11 protein-coding genes and 1 tRNA gene are annotated in these 18,818 nt (G+C 48.6%); 7 read left to right on the top strand and 5 right to left on the bottom strand.

Annotated features, from left to right (window positions below; genetic code table 11):
• Positions 1–264: 264 nt before the first annotated feature.
• The gene (locus CWI70_RS05485; protein WP_126771252.1) at positions 265–2,232 is read left to right on the top strand and encodes a S9 family peptidase; all 1,968 of its coding nucleotides are present in this window, start codon (positions 265–267) and stop codon (positions 2,230–2,232) included.
• Between the two features lie 53 nt (positions 2,233–2,285).
• Here CWI70_RS05485 and CWI70_RS05480 read toward each other — a convergent pair whose 3' ends face one another.
• Positions 2,286–5,168 carry a TonB-dependent receptor plug domain-containing protein gene (locus CWI70_RS05480; protein ID WP_198677652.1) on the bottom strand — a complete coding sequence of 961 codons (2,883 nt, stop codon included), beginning with the start codon at positions 5,166–5,168 and terminating at the stop codon, positions 2,286–2,288.
• A 447-nt stretch (positions 5,169–5,615) separates the two neighbouring features.
• On the opposite strand from CWI70_RS05480, the gene CWI70_RS05475 reads away from it, so the two are divergent.
• On the top strand, positions 5,616–8,300 hold the full coding sequence (locus CWI70_RS05475; RefSeq protein WP_126771250.1) for a TonB-dependent receptor plug domain-containing protein: 2,685 nt from the start codon (positions 5,616–5,618) through the stop codon (positions 8,298–8,300).
• Positions 8,301–8,436: 136 nt separating this feature from the next.
• On the opposite strand, the gene CWI70_RS05470 is transcribed toward CWI70_RS05475, so the two are convergent.
• The 4 genes from CWI70_RS05470 to rpsT all read right to left on the bottom strand — a co-directional run bounded on the left by CWI70_RS05470 (position 8,437) and on the right by rpsT (position 11,920).
• A complete protein-coding gene (locus CWI70_RS05470) occupies positions 8,437–9,411 on the bottom strand; it encodes a class I SAM-dependent methyltransferase (protein WP_126771248.1) in 975 nt (324 codons plus the stop codon).
• A 33-nt stretch (positions 9,412–9,444) separates the two neighbouring features.
• Positions 9,445–9,521 (bottom strand) — tRNA-Arg (locus CWI70_RS05465).
• A 26-nt stretch (positions 9,522–9,547) separates the two neighbouring features.
• Positions 9,548–11,497 (bottom strand): alpha/beta hydrolase family protein, encoded by a 1,950-nt coding sequence (locus CWI70_RS05460; RefSeq protein ID WP_157980869.1) that lies wholly within the window; start codon positions 11,495–11,497, stop codon positions 9,548–9,550.
• A 162-nt stretch (positions 11,498–11,659) separates the two neighbouring features.
• On the bottom strand, positions 11,660–11,920 hold the full coding sequence (gene rpsT, locus CWI70_RS05455; protein WP_126771244.1) for a 30S ribosomal protein S20: 261 nt from the start codon (positions 11,918–11,920) through the stop codon (positions 11,660–11,662).
• A gap of 323 nt (positions 11,921–12,243) precedes the next feature.
• Between rpsT and CWI70_RS05450 the strand changes: the two genes are divergently transcribed.
• The 5 genes from CWI70_RS05450 (at position 12,244) to ribF (ending at position 18,795) form a co-directional block, all read left to right on the top strand.
• Positions 12,244–15,342, top strand: a complete 3,099-nt coding sequence (locus CWI70_RS05450; protein WP_126771242.1) for a TonB-dependent receptor domain-containing protein — start codon at positions 12,244–12,246, stop codon at positions 15,340–15,342.
• Between the two features lie 152 nt (positions 15,343–15,494).
• Positions 15,495–17,036: a murein biosynthesis integral membrane protein MurJ gene (gene murJ, locus CWI70_RS05445; protein ID WP_126771240.1), complete on the top strand. Its 1,542-nt coding sequence runs from the start codon at positions 15,495–15,497 to the stop codon at positions 17,034–17,036.
• A gap of 102 nt (positions 17,037–17,138) precedes the next feature.
• Entirely contained in the window at positions 17,139–17,417 is a 279-nt protein-coding gene (locus CWI70_RS05440) for a type II toxin-antitoxin system prevent-host-death family antitoxin (RefSeq protein WP_126771238.1), read from the top strand.
• Positions 17,401–17,748: a type II toxin-antitoxin system RelE/ParE family toxin gene (locus CWI70_RS05435; RefSeq protein WP_126771236.1), complete on the top strand. Its 348-nt coding sequence runs from the start codon at positions 17,401–17,403 to the stop codon at positions 17,746–17,748. Before CWI70_RS05440 ends, CWI70_RS05435 begins: the two co-directional genes overlap by 17 nt.
• Positions 17,749–17,826: 78 nt before the next feature.
• Entirely contained in the window at positions 17,827–18,795 is a 969-nt protein-coding gene (ribF, locus tag CWI70_RS05430; RefSeq protein WP_126771234.1) for a bifunctional riboflavin kinase/FAD synthetase, read from the top strand.
• Positions 18,796–18,818 lie beyond the last annotated feature (23 nt).

Genomic DNA, 18,818 nt, shown 5'->3' with positions numbered 1-18,818 from the left:
CTAGCAGTGTTGTTCCGGTTGCTTCTGTGCTCGGTGGGAAAACTATGGCAATGGCTGGGACGAAATACTAATTAAGCCTTCTTAATCGTTCTTAAAACATCTTAAATCATTGTTTTATTTAAATATTAAACATTTAATTATACTTCCAAACTTTCCCTTTTTTTCATTTACAGCCTATCTTTAAGAGGCCTTAACTATCGAACAGCGCAGCGGATGAACAGCGCAGCGCACGAATAACGAACAACGAATAACGAGGATAAAACCATGTTCATCAACCGCAAAAGCGTTGCCGCTCTGCTCGGTGCCACCAGTATCTTGCTACTGGCGCAAGCACATGCTCTGCAAAGTGAAGCAACAGACACCACGCGAACGCTCAATAACGGCAACCTAGTGCTGGAAAACATTCCAGAAATCCCTGAACGGATCGGCGAGCAATTGAATCGCTTTCAGAATGTCCGCTCGGCTGCTTTTCGAGAGTTCACCAGTGATGGTGACGCTATTTATATCAGCACACGCTTTGGTGATGTCGCACAAATCCATAAAGTGAGCGAAGCAGGGGGTTATCGGCAACAACTCACCTTTTTTGATGAGCCAGTCGGTGGAATAAGTCGCCAACCGAATAGCAACACGATGATTTTCAGTATGGATGCCGGAGGCAATGAATTTTCGCAGTTGTTCATGCTCGATTCGGAGACCGGCGACTACCACATGATCAGTGACGGCGAGTCGCGTAATGGCGCGGTGGTATGGAATCAAGAAGGCGATAAGATTGCTTATCAAAGTACCCGACGTGATGGTCGTTCGAATGATATTTGGGTGATGAATCCGAACATGCCAGAGCAAGCCGAGTTAGTGTTGGCGGCACCTGATGGCAGTTGGTGGGGGCCGGTAGACTGGCATCCTAATGGCGAAAAACTATTGGTCGTGCAGTACCGTAGCATCACCGACGTTAGAATCCATGAATTAGAGTTAGCCGAAGGGGAGCTCCAACTTCTTGAAGGCAGCGACGTGGGGACGAACGCAAACTTCCCATTGGCGTATCGTAAAGATGGTCAGGGTTACTTTTTTACTACCGACCAATTTTCTAATTTTACCCAGTTAGCATTCCGTAATACCGAAACGAATGAAGTACGGTTGATTACGAAGGACATCAATTGGAATGTTGATAACTTTGCGATGAGCGAGGACGGTAGCACAGCGGCTTTTACCATTAATGAAGAAGGTATGAGTCAGCTCTATCGGTTTGATCCCATGACTTTCGCTTTTACTCGTGTTGAGGGCATGCCGATTGGTGTGGCCAGCGGGCTGACGTTTAGTCCTGACGGGAAAAAGCTAGCGTTAAGTATCAATACGCCGAAGTCGCCAACGGACGTTTACCTACTCGATACTAATGATCAGTTAACGCGGTGGACGTATAGTGAGGTCGGTGGTTTGAACACTGACAATTTTGTTGAGCCCGAGCTGGTAAGATTTGCAAGCTTTGATGGCCTGCAAGTGCCGGCATTTGTTTATAAACCGCAGACCGAAGGTCCACATCCCGTGATCATTTCAATTCATGGCGGACCAGAGTCACAGTATCGGCCTTACTTCAGTAGTACGGTGCAACTCTGGTTACAAGAACTTGGAGCCGCGGTCATTGCACCAAACGTTCGTGGTTCAGCTGGTTATGGCAAGGACTATGTAAGCTTGGACAATGGTTTTAAACGCGAGGATTCAGTGAAAGATATCGGCGCTTTACTTGACTGGATTGCAACCCAGCCCGATCTCGATGCCGAACGTGTGGCGGTCATTGGTGGTAGCTACGGTGGCTACATGGTCTTGGCAAGTTCGGTGCACTATAGCGACCGACTGAAAGCGGCGGTTGATATTGTCGGCATTTCGAATTTCGTGACGTTCTTGACGAACACTGAGAGCTATCGCCGCGATCTGCGTCGTGCCGAGTATGGCGATGAGCGTGATCCAGACATGCGCCAACATTTAGAGGCGATTAGTCCGAATAACCATGTGGATAAAATCAATGTGCCGATGTTTGTTGTGCAGGGCGAAAATGACCCGCGTGTGCCTGTGACCGAAGCGGAGCAAGTCGTCGCGGCCTTGAAAGAAGCTAACAAAACGGTGTGGTACATGAATGCGCTCAATGAAGGGCATGGTTATCGTAAGAAAGAGAACCGTGATATTTATGAACAGGCAACGGTACTGTTTTTCGAGCAACACTTGTTACCAAAAGACTAACCCAAAAAAGCCCCGCAGCGTCGCGGGGCTTTGTCTTTGTGTTTCTAGCTAGCTTAGAATTTGTATTCGAAGCCGGCGAAGAAGTAACGACCTAGGGCATCGTAGTACGATGGGAAGGTGTTACCGTTGTCAGAAATGCCGCCAGGAAGCAAAGGTGCATCGTTATCGAATACGTTGTTCACACCGACGCTAAAGCGACCACCTTCGTAGACCATAAACTGTGCGGTCAGGTCGAGGTAGTTTTCAGAAGCAAGGCTTCGCTCACCACTAACGTGATCGACACCGCCAAGGTGACGCCAGTTGGCTGACATAGTCATATCCCAAGGCGTGATCCAAGTGCTACGCAGGTTATGCTGCCACTCTGGCTTAGGTGACCAGCAACTGCCGCCCCATTTGCCGGCACATTCAATCAAGTCTGAGCCAGGCTGCGGTAATTCATCGAAGTTGATGAAGTAGGTACCTACCAAGTTGAACTTCACACGACCCATGTCTTCAAGACGGATCTGGTAGTTCGAATTGATGTCGATACCAGTACGGCGTAAGTAACCAATGTTTGTGTTGGTCGCCGCAATATAGCCCTCTGAACCCTGCCAGATTGAACCATTAGCGTTACGCGTGATCAGCGAGCAGTAAGCTTCTGCGCCGGTGGTCAAACACTGGTCTAGTGCGTACTCAGAGTCAACGATGCCAACTGCGTCTTCAACATCAATGTCGAAGTAGTCGACCGAGAAGTCAAAGTCGTTGTCCCAATGTGGACGCCAGACAAAACCAATTGACTTCGTCTCTGAAGTTTCTGGACGCAAGTTAGGATTGCCACCTTGCATGTAGTTGTACTGACCGGCTGGGTTATCGAAGATCTGACCGTATTGTTCTTCGGTCACACCGGTGCGAGCACACTCCTCGAAAGTCGCACTAGGGTTAGTACCGGCACATGGGTCTTCGTCCATGTTGAACAGATTTAGACCTTGTGGGCGGAACAACTCGCGAATGTTAGCGTGACGCATCGCACTTTGAAAGCTGGCACGGATTTTGAAAGCGTCATTGACATCCCAACCTAAGGCAAGCTTATAGGTATCGGTGGTGATACCGGTTGAGTAATCTGAGTAACGATAGCCAAGGTCGACAACCATGCTATTTGCGAACGCTGCATCTTCAACAAGCGGTAGCTGAACTTCAGTATAGATTTCGTCGACGCTCAAGTCGCCATTCACCGGTACTGATGGACCACCTTGACCTGCGCCGTCGCCACTACGGAAGGCTGAATCAGGCTCGTAACGCATGGCTTCACTACGGTGCGTGTAACCAAACAGTACCGATGGTCCCATGTAGGCCCAAGGTGATTTGAAGTCGCTCATGCTCAAGTCACCAACGGTGTAAGCATTGAACTCACGCAATTGTGTTTCGCCTTTGGCATACAGCGGTAAGGTCAAGTAATCCAACTGTTCATCAGTAATGCCGTTAGGTTGGAAAACGTTCCAAGGCACACAAGAAGGATCGAGCCCCTGTAAAGCAGAACGACAAACCGCTTCACCGGTTTCTGGATCGGCAACAATATCGAGTGCGCGAACGATCGCAGTATTGCTCATATCATTTTGATAAACTTCGGTGTAGGCAACATCACCAACGTTGAAGGACACGTCATAGGTCCAGTCACGGGTGATGTCACCACGCACGCCAGCAACCATCCGGTGTGAGATATGCTGTAGGTCAGCATAGCGCGGGCCACCCTCAACGTTACGCTTAGCGAAGGTAGCGGTAAAGCTATCCTCAGCACCATAGCCGCGATCCGCACACATTGTTTGATATTGCGAATCAGTGAGCAATGGGTTGCTACAGTTGAAGTTTACGTCCAAGAAGAACGAGCCTGACTGGGCAATTTGCGCCAAGCTGTGGTCTTTCATGTAACCGACTTCGGCGAAGAACTCGGCGTGTTCGTTCACATAGTACTTGGCAAAACCGCCTAAAGTTGTACGCGTGTCAGGGCGCTGGAAGTAGTTAAGTGGTGCATAGTTGTAGGCACGGCCATCGTAAGGGATAAGCTCGCCACCTTCGTTAACCAAGGCGTCGCTACCAACTAACCATAGGCCGTCTGGAATTGTTGACGAACCTGAACAGCTCCAATCGCCAGGACCACCGGCGAGCGCACAAGCGCTACTTTCACGGTTATTCTGTGTAATACCTTGGATGTCGCGGTAGGTGGCATACACCGTAACGTTTCCACGACCATCGGCCGAGTTTGCGCCCATGATCAATGAATAGTCGTTCATGTGACCGTCGGTGACATTGCTGTCAGGCAATGGGAAACCGGCTTCTAGATTGGCTTGTGCAGCTTCACCGTTATTATTGTTGTTATGCTGATAGAAGCTGTTTTGGTAGCCAAATTTTACGCCCTCAAACTCATCTTCCATGATGAAGTTGACGACACCGGCAATTGCATCAGAACCATAAGTTGCAGAGGCACCACCCGTTAATAGTTCCACGTTTTTAATGAGTGCGGCTGGGATTTGGTTAAGGTCGGCAGCAATACCAGCTTGGGCGGGCGACCCCATTACCATGCGTCGGCCGTTGATGAGGGCTAACGTGCGATACGTGCCCAAACCGCGTAACGAAATCGTTGCGGTACCGGTAGCGCCATTAGTATCGGTCGAGGCTTGCCCAGGAAACACCTGTGGCAAGTCGTTCACTAAGTCTTCGGTACGCACGGTACCCGAGAAATCAAATTCTTCAGCGGTAACCTGTGAGACTGGGCTTGAGCTTACGACGTTAGTAGATTGTGGAATACGCGAACCGGTCACCTGAATACGCTCATCAGCTTTTTCTTCTGCTTGTGTATCAGTGCTCGTGTCTTGCGCCATGGCTGCCATCGGCATTGCACTAAGCAGTGCAATAGCTAAAGCTGCCTGCACTGAATGAGCAAGGTAGGATTTTTGCATCATTGCGGAAACTCCCTAGGATAATTTAGTTGTAAGTTGCTCGCCGAAAATCGGTAGAGCAACAGGCAAACTAGGGGGTAAGTGCAGCACCGCGCAGGTTAAGTGATAAATCTCGCAATTGAGTTGAGAATGTCCTCAATGAGAGGGGTGTAGCGGTGTTAGAGAAGAGAAAAATCAACGCTAGTTCAAAAAGTTGTAGTTTTTGTGTTGATGTATTCAAGAGCAAGTAAAGATATTTCTACAACAGACGTGCAGAAAAACACCACAAATGCTCATTTTTTGGCGGATTCTATGTTGCCGAATCGGTTTTTTTTGATTAGTATCGGGCAAGGACAAGTTAAAAAACGTAAAGTTCATCACGTTTTTTGCTATGTCCACAACTTGCATTTAGTCGAACTATTTGCCTGTTCAAACTAGTCATCACTCTAAGAAGTGATCCAGGGAGAAGATATGTATACTAATAACAAATTAGCTAAGTCGATCCGCTTAGCTCTTATGTTTGGTGGTGCCTCACTTGCTTTGTCAGGTGCAGCAATGGCGCAAGACCAACAAGAAGAAGATGAAGAGCAAGCACAAGAAGAAGCGCAAGAGCGTATTCAAGTAACAGGTTCGCGTATCCAGCGTACCGATATGGAAGGTGCAGTTCCGGTAACAGTTATCGACCGTGAAGCTATCGACCTTTCAGGTGATATCTCTGTTGCTGACATCGTTCGTAACACAACTTTCAACACAACCGGTTCATTCCGTCCTCAATCTGGTAGCTCTGCACAGGGTGTTTCTCAGGTTGACTTGCGTGGTTTGGGTGCATCACGTTCACTCGTCCTCGTTGACGGCCGTCGTTTGACCATGTCTCCATCTACCGGTTCTAGCCAAGATTTGAACGCTATCCCATTGGGTGCTGTAGAGCGTATCGAAATCTTGTCTGACGGTGCATCTGCAATCTACGGTTCTGACGCAATCGGTGGTGTAATCAACGTTATCACTCGTAAAGACTACAACGGTGCTCAAATCACCTTGGGTCAGGGTGAAGTATCTGTGCCACGCGAAGGCGGTGACCGCGAAAACGGTAGTGTCTTGTTCGGTTCTTCTGATGCAAACACTTCTTTGTTAGGTGGTGTATCTTGGAACAAGCGTGACATCGTATTCGAAAACGCTTACCCGTGGGTAACTCCAGGCGCGTCAATCTTCAGTGCGAACTACTACCCGCTTGACGAACCATTCAACTTCCAAGGCATTCCAGGTGCTTGTGGGTCTGAAAACTTCTACAAGCAGGGCGACCTTTGCCGCTATAACTTCAACGCGACTAACGCGAACGAAGCATCATCAGCGAACGAATCTTTGTTCTTGAAAGGTGAGCACCAAATCAATGCGGACTGGAAATTCTACGCGAACGCTAGCGTTGCTGAAACCGAGTCGTTTGGTCGTTACGCTCCAGCACCAGATTCAAACTTCTACTACGGTGGTTCATTAGATACCCCTGCTGATAGCTACAACAACCCGACAAACCCAGACGCATGGTTCTATGATCCAAACAACCCTAACGCGGTTGCATTTGACCCAGACTATGTAGGCGAAAATCGTCCAGTACACCTGTGGCACCGTTTCGCAGCGATGGGTAACCGTGATACTACCGTAACCAACAAAAACAAAGACTTGTTGCTTGGTTTCGAAGGTAACATCGGTGACATGGTTGTTGACTTCGGTTATCGCCGTGTTCGCAACAACACCACTGAAATCGGTAATGGCTACCTTGCAGCAAACACAGCTTGGGGCAACATCAACGACTTTAACCCAGGTTATTGTTCAGATGGCAGTTTCGACCCTGCAAACTGCCGCTTCGGTTATGATATCCAGAACCCAACCGAAAACCCTGACAGCGTACTAGCTGCTGGTGTTGTAACGACTTCACGTATCTCTAACTTCGACATCGATGAGTACTATGCGAACACTGCATTCGATATCGCATCAACTGATGCTGGTATGGTTCAAGGCTTCATCGGTTTCGAACACCGCTCAGAAAGTTACACTGACCAATATGACTCACAGTCAGAAGCTGGCTTAGTTGGTGGTTCAGCAGGTAACTCTGCTGGTGGTGGTCGTACTGTAAACGCGGCATTCTTCGAGGTATTGGTTCCAGTAACTTATGACTTCGAATTGAACTTCGCTGGCCGTTATGACCGTTACTCTGACTTCGGTGGCAACTTTGCTCCTAAAGTAAGCTTCCGTTGGTCTGTCACTGACGATATCATCTGGCGTGGTTCATACGGTGAAGGTTTCCGTGCACCATCATTGGATATCTTGACTCAGAAGACTTCGTTCTCTGCTGATTCAGTTAACGACCCTGAAACCTGTTCAGTACTTGTTGGTGATCCAAATCAACCATGTCAAATCAGTGCGTACTACATTGCTAACCCAGATTTGGGTGCTGAGCAGTCTAAACAGTTCGCAACTGGTTTAGCGATGAACGTAACAGAAGACATTAGCTTCGCTGTCGATTACTACAACATCGAAATCGAAGAGCGTATCCGTTCATTTGGTTCACAAACGTTGATCAACCGTGAAAAAGCGGGCGACCCAATTCCTCCAGGTCTTGGTGTAACTCGTAACGCTGACGGCGTAATTACTCGCATCGACGCAGGCTTCGGTAACGAGGGTACGCTTGAGACTAGCGGTATCGACTTTAACCTTCGTGCAAACTGGGACTTCGGTGATTTTGGTGCATTAACCAACAACTTCCAGTTGAGCCACATCCTCGACTACTCAGTTGATGGCGGTCGTAACATCACTCGTGACCCAGGTACACCACGTCAGCGCGGTGTGTTCACTAACACTTACACGCTTAACGACCTGACTGTTGCCTACAATATCAACATGATTGGCGACCAGTATACTGACGTTAGTGCTGACCCAGATGGCGCTGACGGTGTAAGCCGTACAGGTCACTTAGGCACGTGGATCACTCATGACATCCAAGTATCATACGATACTCAGTGGGATAACAAATTCACTGTTGGTGTTCAAAACGCGTTTGAAAAACTTCCTACGCTTGAACCATTCGGTGGTCGTGACTACAACTACGGCCTATACAACGGCTGGGGTCGTGTCTACTATGTACGTTTCCAACAAAACTTCTAAGCTAGAAGTTAGTTACATAACGTAATGATAAACGGGACCTTCGGGTCCCGTTTTTTTAATGCTTTCCGAAGCGAAAGACAGATACAAAAAAAGCCGCACTGTTTGCGGCTTTTTGATATTGCGAAAAATGAAGAAATTATTTAGTTAGAGAAAGGGTCCAGCCAAAGGGGGAACCATCAATTTCAAGAACATCGAGCTCAGCCTTCACACCGAGCTTTTCACTCGCTTTCACGTATGCACTTGCGTCTTTTTTGGTGAGAGCGGCATCTAGTTGATCTTTCAAACGCAAACGATGGTCATTGAGCAAGTGATACTGATGCGCGAGGCGGTTTCTACTCTCTTGTATATTGTCCGCATTCATAGCCTCAAAGATGCGAGCAATTCGACGAACCACATCATTCACATAATTCAGTTCTGCCGGCTTAGCGTATTTTTCTTGTAGCGTCTTCATCGTCCACTGAACGGTACGTGTAAGGATTTTATTATGGGGATAGTTTGCCCAGCCCTCAGCTCCAAGTTGCGGAACGGCTTGTGCTGCCAGGTCGAGTAGCATGTCACTTTGTTGAAACAGCGGTGATTCCTCTAAAATAGAGGTCAACACGGTAAACCCCACTTTGGAGTCTTTCACCAGCTTACTGTCGTGGTGATGCATGACAGCGATGAGCTGGCCATTGTCCTTTAGGCTCTTCAGCGTTGCTTTGAGCGCTTCATCACGCTGCCCATACTCGAGGGCGAATTGTGCAACGAACGCGTCAACACTTGCTTCGTTGAACGGCGATCTTTCGATGGGCGTTTCACTATGGAAAGTGATTTTTTTTAGCTTTTTAGCAAGGGCTGGCGACTTCGAAAATTGCTGTGGCGGATCGATTTTTGCTGCGTCGATTCCATGCACGATGAAGTCTTTCTGATGTGTCACGCCGAAGTCATGAGCGAGCATGGCTAATGCCCCGTTGCCCGTACCAAGATCAACGATGGTTGCTCCTTGCGGTAACGTCTTGATGTGCTGTTCCCAGAACTTTTTTAAATCGCCGGTGTAACCGCTGTTCGCGTCACCCTCGGCGAAGCTATTGAGCACACCGTGGTGATGCCAATACTTTGACCAATGTTCCATGTTTACTCCTCATTTGTCACGATGACAATTTTATGGCGTCCCCGGCAGGAGTCGAACCTGCGACCTGCCCCTTAGGAGGGGGCTGCTCTATCCAGCTGAGCTACGGAGACCCGTTGAATTCGCGCGGCGCTGAAGGCTATTCAGCGCCAATATGTTTATTGAAAAACGCTTCTAAGCTTTCATAGAGCTCGTAGCGATTTTCTTCAATTTGATAGCCGTGGCCTTCTGCTTTCAGCATCGATTGATAGGGGATTCCTTCCTTTTCAAGGGCCTCAGTGAGTGCCTTATACTGCTCCATCGGCACACGTACGTCTTCAGTACCATGCACAATGTAAAGTGGGACTTTGATCTTATCAACATTCTCAGCTGGTGAATTCGCCTTCAAGACCTCCTCGTCAGTCCCTAAGACATGGTCGAGGTACTTGCGGCCACTGCGACTTCTAGGGATATCGCCCGAGCTTTTCATGACCGGCAGACTGTAGACGCCGACATAACCCACCGAGCATTGATACAAGTCAGGTTCCCGAATTACTCCCATCAGCGAAGCATAACCACCGTAGCTGCCACCATAGATACAAATGCGGTCGCTGTCAGCGTACCCTTGTTCGATTGCCCACAAAGTGGCATCCGTTACGTCATTTTGCATTTCACGGCCCCACTTACGGTAGCCAGCTTCCTCGAATTCGTCACCATAGCCGCCCGAGCCACGAAAGTTAATTTGCAGAACTGCATAACCGCGATTTGCGAAGAACTGATTCTCAGGACTGAATCCCCAAGTGTCGCGCGGGCCATGAGGGCCACCATGCACGTTCACGATAGTAGGGAGTGCGCCGTCGCGGTCTTGGTTATAGTTTTTAGGGATGGTTAGATAGCCATGTAGTTGAAGTCCATCGCGCGCCGTTACCGTAATCGGCTGCACGGAGGCCATGTCATTTGGGTCGACCGTCGGGTAGGGCGACGCAATAAATTTTGCTTCTAACGTATCGAGGTTGAAAATGTAATACTGGCCCGGGTTTATATCTGAGCTGACATGGACGACTGCTAAGTCGCCTTTGTCAGTCGTACTTGTCACGTAAACGTTCTCACCGTTAAAAGCGTCGGTCAGGCTTTTACGCAGCGTTACGTCATTCGAGTCTGCAAAGTAATGACGCTCAATCGCCCCAGGCATTGATTCAACGGCAATAGGGTTATCATCTGAACCATAGATAATGTTTGAGACATCAGCGATAGGGTTGACGTAAATTTGCTCGAATTCTTCGGTTTTGGTATCGAACTCATACAAAGCACGAGTTTTTGTTTCGAAGTCAGCGGCCACATAAGCATAGCGGTTGTCGCCAGAGAACCCGATGAAACTGAGTGTGCCTCCTTCATCGAACTGTTCCATATGGTATTTTTTCCATTCATCTGAACCATAGGGTTTGTAGTTTAGTATGAAGGTTCCTTTACCAAATTCATCGTCCTCGTCTTCTTCATAGTTAAAGCTCGCGCGCAACGTACCAGTATTGTCGGCAAGCAGTCGACCTGGGTCTTTGGGCTGATCATCCAGGTAATAGGTGCGACCGTCATTCACATCTAATTTATGCGCGAACATACCATCTTCGCCACCGTATAGTTTGCCAATGAGAATATAATCCTCTTCGTTGGGGAGCGAACTTAGAAAGGTCCAGCCAGAGCTGCCCCAGCGAATTAACTCGCGGCGGTTCGAGCCATCGGCATTGGCTGCATATAAACTTGGTGGCGAGCCGCGCTCGTCAAGGTAGCCAACAAACTTACGCCCAGTGAAGATGAGTCTTTCGTTGTTGACCCAACGTATATTGGAAAAACGTTGATACTCCCCAAACGCAAACTTGCTGACCACTTTCTTCTCTTCGCGGTCATATACGAAAATTGCATCATTGATGCCTTCGGTTGATTTTATCGCGAAATATTTTCCCGTCGGCGAAATGATAACGCCGTTATAAACCGGGTGGGTGAAAAAGTCTTCAACTGTGTATTGTTTGACAGGTTCTTTTGTGTGCGCCGTAGGCGCAATGACCGCAGCGAGGACCATCGCCGCAAATGCGGTACCAAGTGTCAGTTTTCGCAAAATAATCTCCCCCCTTGTATTGTTGTTCTCGACGAACAGCAACTTAATTTTTTTATCGTTTTTATAACAAGAGGTAGTTTGCCAGAAACGGCCTAGGAGGCCAATGTGATCAGGCACAAAAAAACCGGCCATGAGGCCGGTTTTTTCAGAAAGCTAGGAAGCTTAAAGCGCGTTGATTTTCGCACTTAAGCGGCTCTTATGACGAGCAGCTTTGTTCTTACCGATAAGACCTTTCGTCGCGTAACGGTCAAGAATCGGTTGAAGGCCAGTAAATGCCTGCTGAGCAGCCGCTTTGTCGCCCGCTTCAATAGCAGCAATTACTTTTTTCAACTGGGTACGCATCATTGAGCGACGGCTCGCGTTGTGGCGACGGTTCTTTTCCGCTTGTACCGCACGCTTTTTCGCAGACTTAATATTAGCCAAGGTGAACTCCTAAAATTCGTTAACTATGTGCATTGGTTTTATAGGGCGGGGAATATGCCTGTTTTCGAGGCTAAAGTCAAGAAAAGATCATAACCCTCCGCAATGATTCTTTGTCTTTAGTTGCTTACAACGCAAAAATTTTAAGTCGCGGGAGATTGGACGTTGACATGCGGTCACAAAACAAGCATAAATATTTCAGAGTGTTTCAATATGTTTCATTAAGTTGCTAAGTGTTTCTCCCTGGCGCTTGTCCCTTTATGCCAAATTGAATGCACTCTTTATAAGGTGAAATAAAAACTACAATCCAACAATTGAGGTTAATCATGTATAAGAAAAATAAACTCTCAAGTTGTATACAGCTTGCCTTAGCGCTAGGCGTATTATCGGCGCCTGTCTCCGTTGCTTTAGCGCAGCAGACTGAAAGCGAAGAGAACACGCAGAACACCCAACAAGAAGAGCAAACTGCGGAAAAAGAAGTTGTCGAACGTATTGAGGTTACCGGCTCTCGCATTAAGCGTACCGACTTAGAGCCAACCCAGCCGATGACTGTCGTTGACGGTGAATATTTTAGTGAACGTGGCTTAACCAATGCCGCTGACGCTGTCGTAGAGATTCCAGGCGTTCAAGCCGCAGCTTCACCGGTCATTGGTGCTAACGTTGGCGCCTCTAGCCAAGGTGTTGGTCAGAATACGATTAACATTTTCGGCCTGGGTTCGCAGCGTACGTTGACATTGGTGAATGGCCACCGCTTTGTATCGTCGAACTCTCCTGTAGGAGGCGGTAGTGCTCCAGGTTCTCAGGTTGACGTGAACAACATCCCGATTTCACTGATTGAACGTGTTGAAGTGGTAAAAGTTGGCGGTGCAGCCGTGTACGGTTCAGATGCGGTCGCAGGTGTCGTTAACTATGTTCTGAAAAAAGATTACGAAGGCGCCGAAGTTAGCGTTGATTACGAAGATAAAGATGGTATCGCGAATGAGGTTTCGTTCCGTACCTTGTTAGGTGGAAACTTCGGTGGTGGCCGCGGTAACGTTGTGCTGTCCGTCGAATACAATGAAACCGATAATGTCTTGTCGTCTGAAGTTCCAAGCTTACGCGATAGTTGGACGCTCCAGCAGCCATCTGCGGCAGATCGTGTGCTTGATCCCGATGGTAACTACAACCCAGGCCAACTGCGTCTTTATCCTCAACCGCGAGCTGGTATCTTGTCATTTAGCGGTCTTGTAACTCCGGGGCCATTGGCGGTAACAAACTTCGGTATTGGCCAGTGGGGTGACGGTAACTTCTACCAATTTGCAATGGATGGTTCTGGCTCGTTAGTCGGTTATGATCCGGGGGTTGCTACGGGTAATGCCGTATGGTCATCAGGTGGTGACGGCCTGGATCTTGTCGCGACAAACACCGCACAAGAGGGGTATGAACGCGTCAACATTACAGCAATAGCGAATTATGAATTGACCGACGACGTTAATTTCTCTTTAACTACCTTTGCGAATTCATCAGATGCAGCAAACCCAGGTTATCAGGCAACGCTATATAGCTCAGGCGTTTTCGGTGGTACCGGTGCTGCATTGCGGTTCTCTACCGACAACCCTTTCTTAACCGATAGTTCGCGCAGTGAGCTAGAAGGTTTACTTGGTGGACCTGGTGATTTCTACATGCACCGTGGTTGGCTGAACCTTGGTCAACGTGAAGTTGTTAACGAGTCAAATGTACGTAGTATTCGTTTTGGCTTTGATGGCGAATTCGATATCGCCAACCGTTATTTTGATTGGGAAGTGAGTTATCAACGAGGCGTATCGTCTGTATTTTCGCAAAGTACAGCGATTAATGACTGGCGTTGGCTTACCGCCATGGATGTGGGTATCAACCCAGAGACCGGCCAAATCGACTGTAAGTTCAACTATGTCGATGGGTATGGTGATGAGTTAGTTCCACAAGGTAGTGGTGTGCGCGGTACCGAATCGATCCTTGGTCGTCCTGGCGATTGTTCACCGTTCAACCCATTCGGAACGGCCTCAGAAGCTTCTATCGACTATATTTCCTATTTGTCGATGGGTAAGACTCGCGTTGAGCAAGACATCCTGTCGGCTTACATCTCTGGTGATTTATTCTATTTGCCAAGCGGTACTGTAAGCGCATTGGTTGGTTTTGAGTCACGTCGTGAATACGCTGACTTCAAATCTGATGGTACTGACCAATTTATGGGCTTTAGCGATAATTCAACAGGTGGTGAATATCGCACCAAGGACGTTTTCGGCGAGCTTTACATTCCTTTAGCGGATCCTTCGCAAGATATTCCACTGGTTTACTCGGCTTCGTTGGAAACGTCGTACCGTCGCATGGATAACAGTCGTTCAGGTACCGATAATGCATGGGCGGTAGGTTTGAACTATCGACCTATCGAAGACTTGATCATCCGCGCTAACGTTGCTGAAACTGTGCGCTCTCCGGCAATTACCGAGTTATTCTTGCCTCGCGTACAAATTTCATCATTCGCAGCCGATCCATGTCATGGTGCAAACCGCGGTAACGGTCCTGATCCAGAAACGCGCCAACGTAACTGTGACGCCGAAGGTATTCCTGAGGACTTCGTGAGTATTGCAACGAACGCTTCGCGTTTTGGCTATACCGGTGGTAATCCAAACCTTTCTAATGAACAAGCTGAAAGCAAAAACATCGGTATCGTTTATGCACCAAGCTGGGCTCAAGGTTTAGACCTATCTGTGGATTGGGTTGAGATCGATATTGAGGACGCAATTACGAGCTTCTCGCTGACGAATATCATGGAAGCTTGTTACGATGCGACGAACTATCCGAACCAGTTCTGCGACATGTTCGTTCGCGGTCCGGATTTCCAATTGCCAACCATCGATGCGTTTGAGTCGGGTTATGTGAACGCAGCTTTACGTTCGTTCGAAGCAATTGAATATGCCGGTCGTTATCACAAAGCGCTGCATGAGTTCCCTCTTGTTGGAGGTTGGTTCTCAGAAGGCATGGGTGACTTAACGATGACCTTGCGTATGTATAACCTGAAGAAAAATGCGACCTCTAACACTGGGTTTGACTTTTCTGACTCAACCGGTCAGTACAATAACCCAGATTGGCGTGGCGACTTCAAGATCGCGCATCGTTTGGATCGCTTGTTAACATTCTTGGACGTGCGTTACTCAGGTGAAGGTTCGCGCAACGTGAATAACACTGACGAATATAAGTACATCGATATTGATGGTACGCCGTACAATTCACTACCTAGCATTACAACCTTCGACTTAGGTATGGTTTATGACTTTTCTGACACGGTGCGCTTCCGCGCCAAAGTCGAAAATGTCGGCGACTGGTACCCTAATCGTAAGGAACTGCAAGCTGGGCGTTGGACGTGGGGACGCACCTACAGCATCGGCTTAAATATGAAGTTCTAAATCTTAACGCAAAGTTGAAGCCCCAGCTGATTAAGCTGGGGCTTTTTTGTCTGTGTTGTAGCAGTGGGAGTGACATTGAACGAAATATAATAGAAACTAACTGGCTTAAGTAGAACCCTCAGCTAGTTTTCTGCGAAAGAATTGGAGCTCGCTTGTCTAAATCTCTTATGAAATCCGGCATTATTGTTAGTGCCATGACACTGATTTCGCGCGTGCTCGGGCTTGTGCGCGATGTGGTGATCGCGAACTTGATGGGTGCGGGTGCTGCGGCCGATGTGTTCTTTTTTGCCAACAAAATTCCGAATTTTTTGCGGCGATTGTTCGCTGAGGGAGCTTTTGCTCAGGCGTTTGTGCCGGTTTTAACCGAGTATCGGCAGGGTAAGGATATTGATGCACAACGATTGCTGATCGCGCGGGTGTCGGGCACGCTCGGTACGTTGGTGACGGTGGTTACGCTGGTTGGGGTGATTGCTTCACCTATTGTGGCGGCGCTATTCGGTATGGGCTGGTTTGTGGATTGGTATACCGATGGGCCGCAGGGGCATAAGTTTGTGCTCGCTTCTGATTTGCTGCGCATTACCTTTCCTTATTTGTGGTTTATTACCTTTACGGCGCTTGCCGGGGCGGTGCTCAATACGCTGGGCAAATTCGCGGTGGCGGCGTTTACGCCTGTGTTTTTGAATATTGCGATTATTGTGGCGGCGTTGTGGTTGGGGCCGCAGCTTGAGCAACCTGAATATGCACTGGCTTGGGGTGTGTTTTTGGGTGGCTTGGTGCAGTTTTTGTTCCAAATTCCATTTATGAAACGTGCGGGGTTGCTGGTGCGTCCGCAGTGGGGCTGGCGTGACCCTGGCGTCACTAAAATTCGCAAGTTGATGATCCCGGCGTTGTTCGGTGTGTCGGTAAGCCAGATTAACTTATTGCTCGATACCTTTATTGCGTCGTTTTTAATGAGTGGTTCAATTAGTTGGTTGTACTACTCTGATCGCTTACTTGAGTTCCCTTTGGGTTTGTTTGGCATTGCCATTGCGACGGTGATTTTGCCAGCGTTGTCATCGCGCCATGTGGATAAATCTGCCGATGAGTTCAGTCGCACGTTAGACTGGGGCATCCGCAAGGTGGTGCTGCTGGGGCTGCCGGCAATGGCGGGGTTGATTGTGCTGGCCGAACCGATGCTGATGGTGTTGTTTATGCGTGGCGAGTTCACTCCAGAAGACGCGCGTTTGGCGTCTTACAGTCTTTTTGCGTACGGCTCTGGGCTGTTGAGTTTTATGTTGGTGAAGGTGCTCGCGACGGGTTTTTATTCGCGCCAAGACACCAAACGTCCAGTGAAATACGGCATTATCGCCATGGTTTCCAACATGGTGTTTAACGTTATTTTTGCCATCCCTTTTGGTTATGTGGGCCTAGCTATCGCCACTTCGCTGTCGGCTGCGGTCAACGCGGGACTGTTGGGGTATAACCTCTGGCGTGATGGCGTTCTTAAGCGCTATCCAGGCACGCTGACCTATCTGGTAAAAGTTACGCTAGCGGTTGTCGCTATGATTGCTTTACTGCTCTATCTAGGGCCGAATCGCCAGTGGTGGCTCGCCGTCGACTTTATGGAGCGGGTGTGGCAGTTGGCACTGTTAGTTGGTGCAGGTGCCGGCATCTTCTTAGCGGCCTTGCTGTTGCTACGCGTTAAACTCCGTTAGCAAACAACGCTTTTCGGATGGTCCATATTTGGTCTAAATTTGGACTTTGCCGCTATTCTCGTCTAAGCTGACACCTGTTAACACCAGCAAGGAGTCAGTGCCATGTACACCGTTAAACGCCCCCGCGTAACCACCGTTTCTGGTTTTAAAAAAGAAATGGCCACCATGGATGTAAACGAGCCTGTTTTGGTGACCCAAAACGGCGAGCCTCTGTATGTGGTGCAAGACCCTGTTCAATATGAAGCCATGCAAGAACAAATGGCGATGCTGAAAATGATAGCCCTAGCTGAAAAGGATGTTCGCGCTGGTCGTGTGGTAAGCCGAGAAGATCTGTTCAAAGGATTGGCAGAGGAGCTTGGGGAAGATGACGATCGCGATTGATTACACCAGCCGATTTAAATTGCAGACGAGAGATTGGGTAAAATATCTTGCTCGAGATATTGGTTACCGGGCCGCGCAGCGTTACATCGATAACATCCTTGACCGTTTTGAGCAGCGTGTAAGCGCGTTTCCAATGGGCTGTAGCCAATGTATCGAGAGCGAAGTTGTAGGTTTCGGGCACTATTACGAGTTTATTGATACCAAGGCACAGGTTCGGATTATCTATCGACTTGGTGAGGAACGTGGTACCCATGTGTCGGTATTATTGTTCCTTCGTACACGACAGAACTTGCGTGATCAGTTATTCAAACTGGTACTAATGACGCCCTAGTGTCTGGTGACCCCTTGCACAGCCTGTTATAATCGCCGCTTTGTTAAACGATTCGCGCAACGGATCCGCAAGGCCTACATGCAACTCATTCGTGGAATTCACAATATTCGTGCCCAGCACCGTGGCTGTGTGCTCACCATCGGTAACTTTGATGGTGTGCATCTGGGCCATCAAGCCGTGCTAGCGCAGGTGAAGTCGCAGGCGTTGGCACGTGGAGTGCCGGCGACGGTGATGACGTTCGAGCCACAACCGCAAGAGTTGTTTCAGCCGGATCGTGCGCCTGCGCGCCTGACCAATTTTCGTGAGAAACATTTGGCGCTGCGAGCGCAAGACATCGATCGCCATATTGTGATTGAGTTCAATCGTAAGTTTGCCAATCTACCAGCGCGTACCTTTATTGATGAAGTGCTGGTGAAGCAGCTAGGCGTCGAGTTTTTGGTAGTAGGTGATGATTTCCGTTTTGGTCATGGTCGCGAGGGCGACTTTGCTATGTTGCAACGGGCCGGTGCGGAGCTTGGTTTTGAGGTAGTGGATACCCATAGCTATCGACAGCAGCAGCAACGCGTAAGCAGTACGGCGATTCGTGAAGCATTAAAAACCGGTGACTTTGCTCAAGCAGCAGCCATGTTAGGGCGTCCCTATGCATTCGAAGGCCGTGTGACTCATGGTGAGAAAAAAGGCCGAACGATTGGTTTTCCCACGGCAAATATCCAGTTAAAGCGGCTACATTCACCTTTGCAAGGTGTATTTGCGGTGCAGGTGCAAAGCAATGATGGCAAAATGCATGCAGGAGTTGCTAATATTGGCCGTAGACCGACATTGAATGGCGAGCGTATGCAGCTTGAAGTGCATTTATTCGATTACGCTGGTGATTTGTACGGCCAGCAGTTAAAAGTTGTGCCGACACATTTTATTCGTGCGGAACAAAAGTTCGCCGATTTTGCCGAGCTGAAGCAACAAATTGTCGCCGACGCTGAAAAAGCAAAGACGTTACTCGTAGCCCGCAGTTCTGCTGCGGGGGATAGCGAATTGAACGGACGTAGCTGAAACGTGTGGCCTGCCCCGTGGTA

The organism is Pseudidiomarina homiensis (assembly GCF_003987225.1).
In the GTDB taxonomy this organism is placed as follows: domain Bacteria; phylum Pseudomonadota; class Gammaproteobacteria; order Enterobacterales; family Alteromonadaceae; genus Pseudidiomarina; species Pseudidiomarina homiensis.
This window is presented reverse-complemented; position numbering and strand designations above follow the sequence as displayed.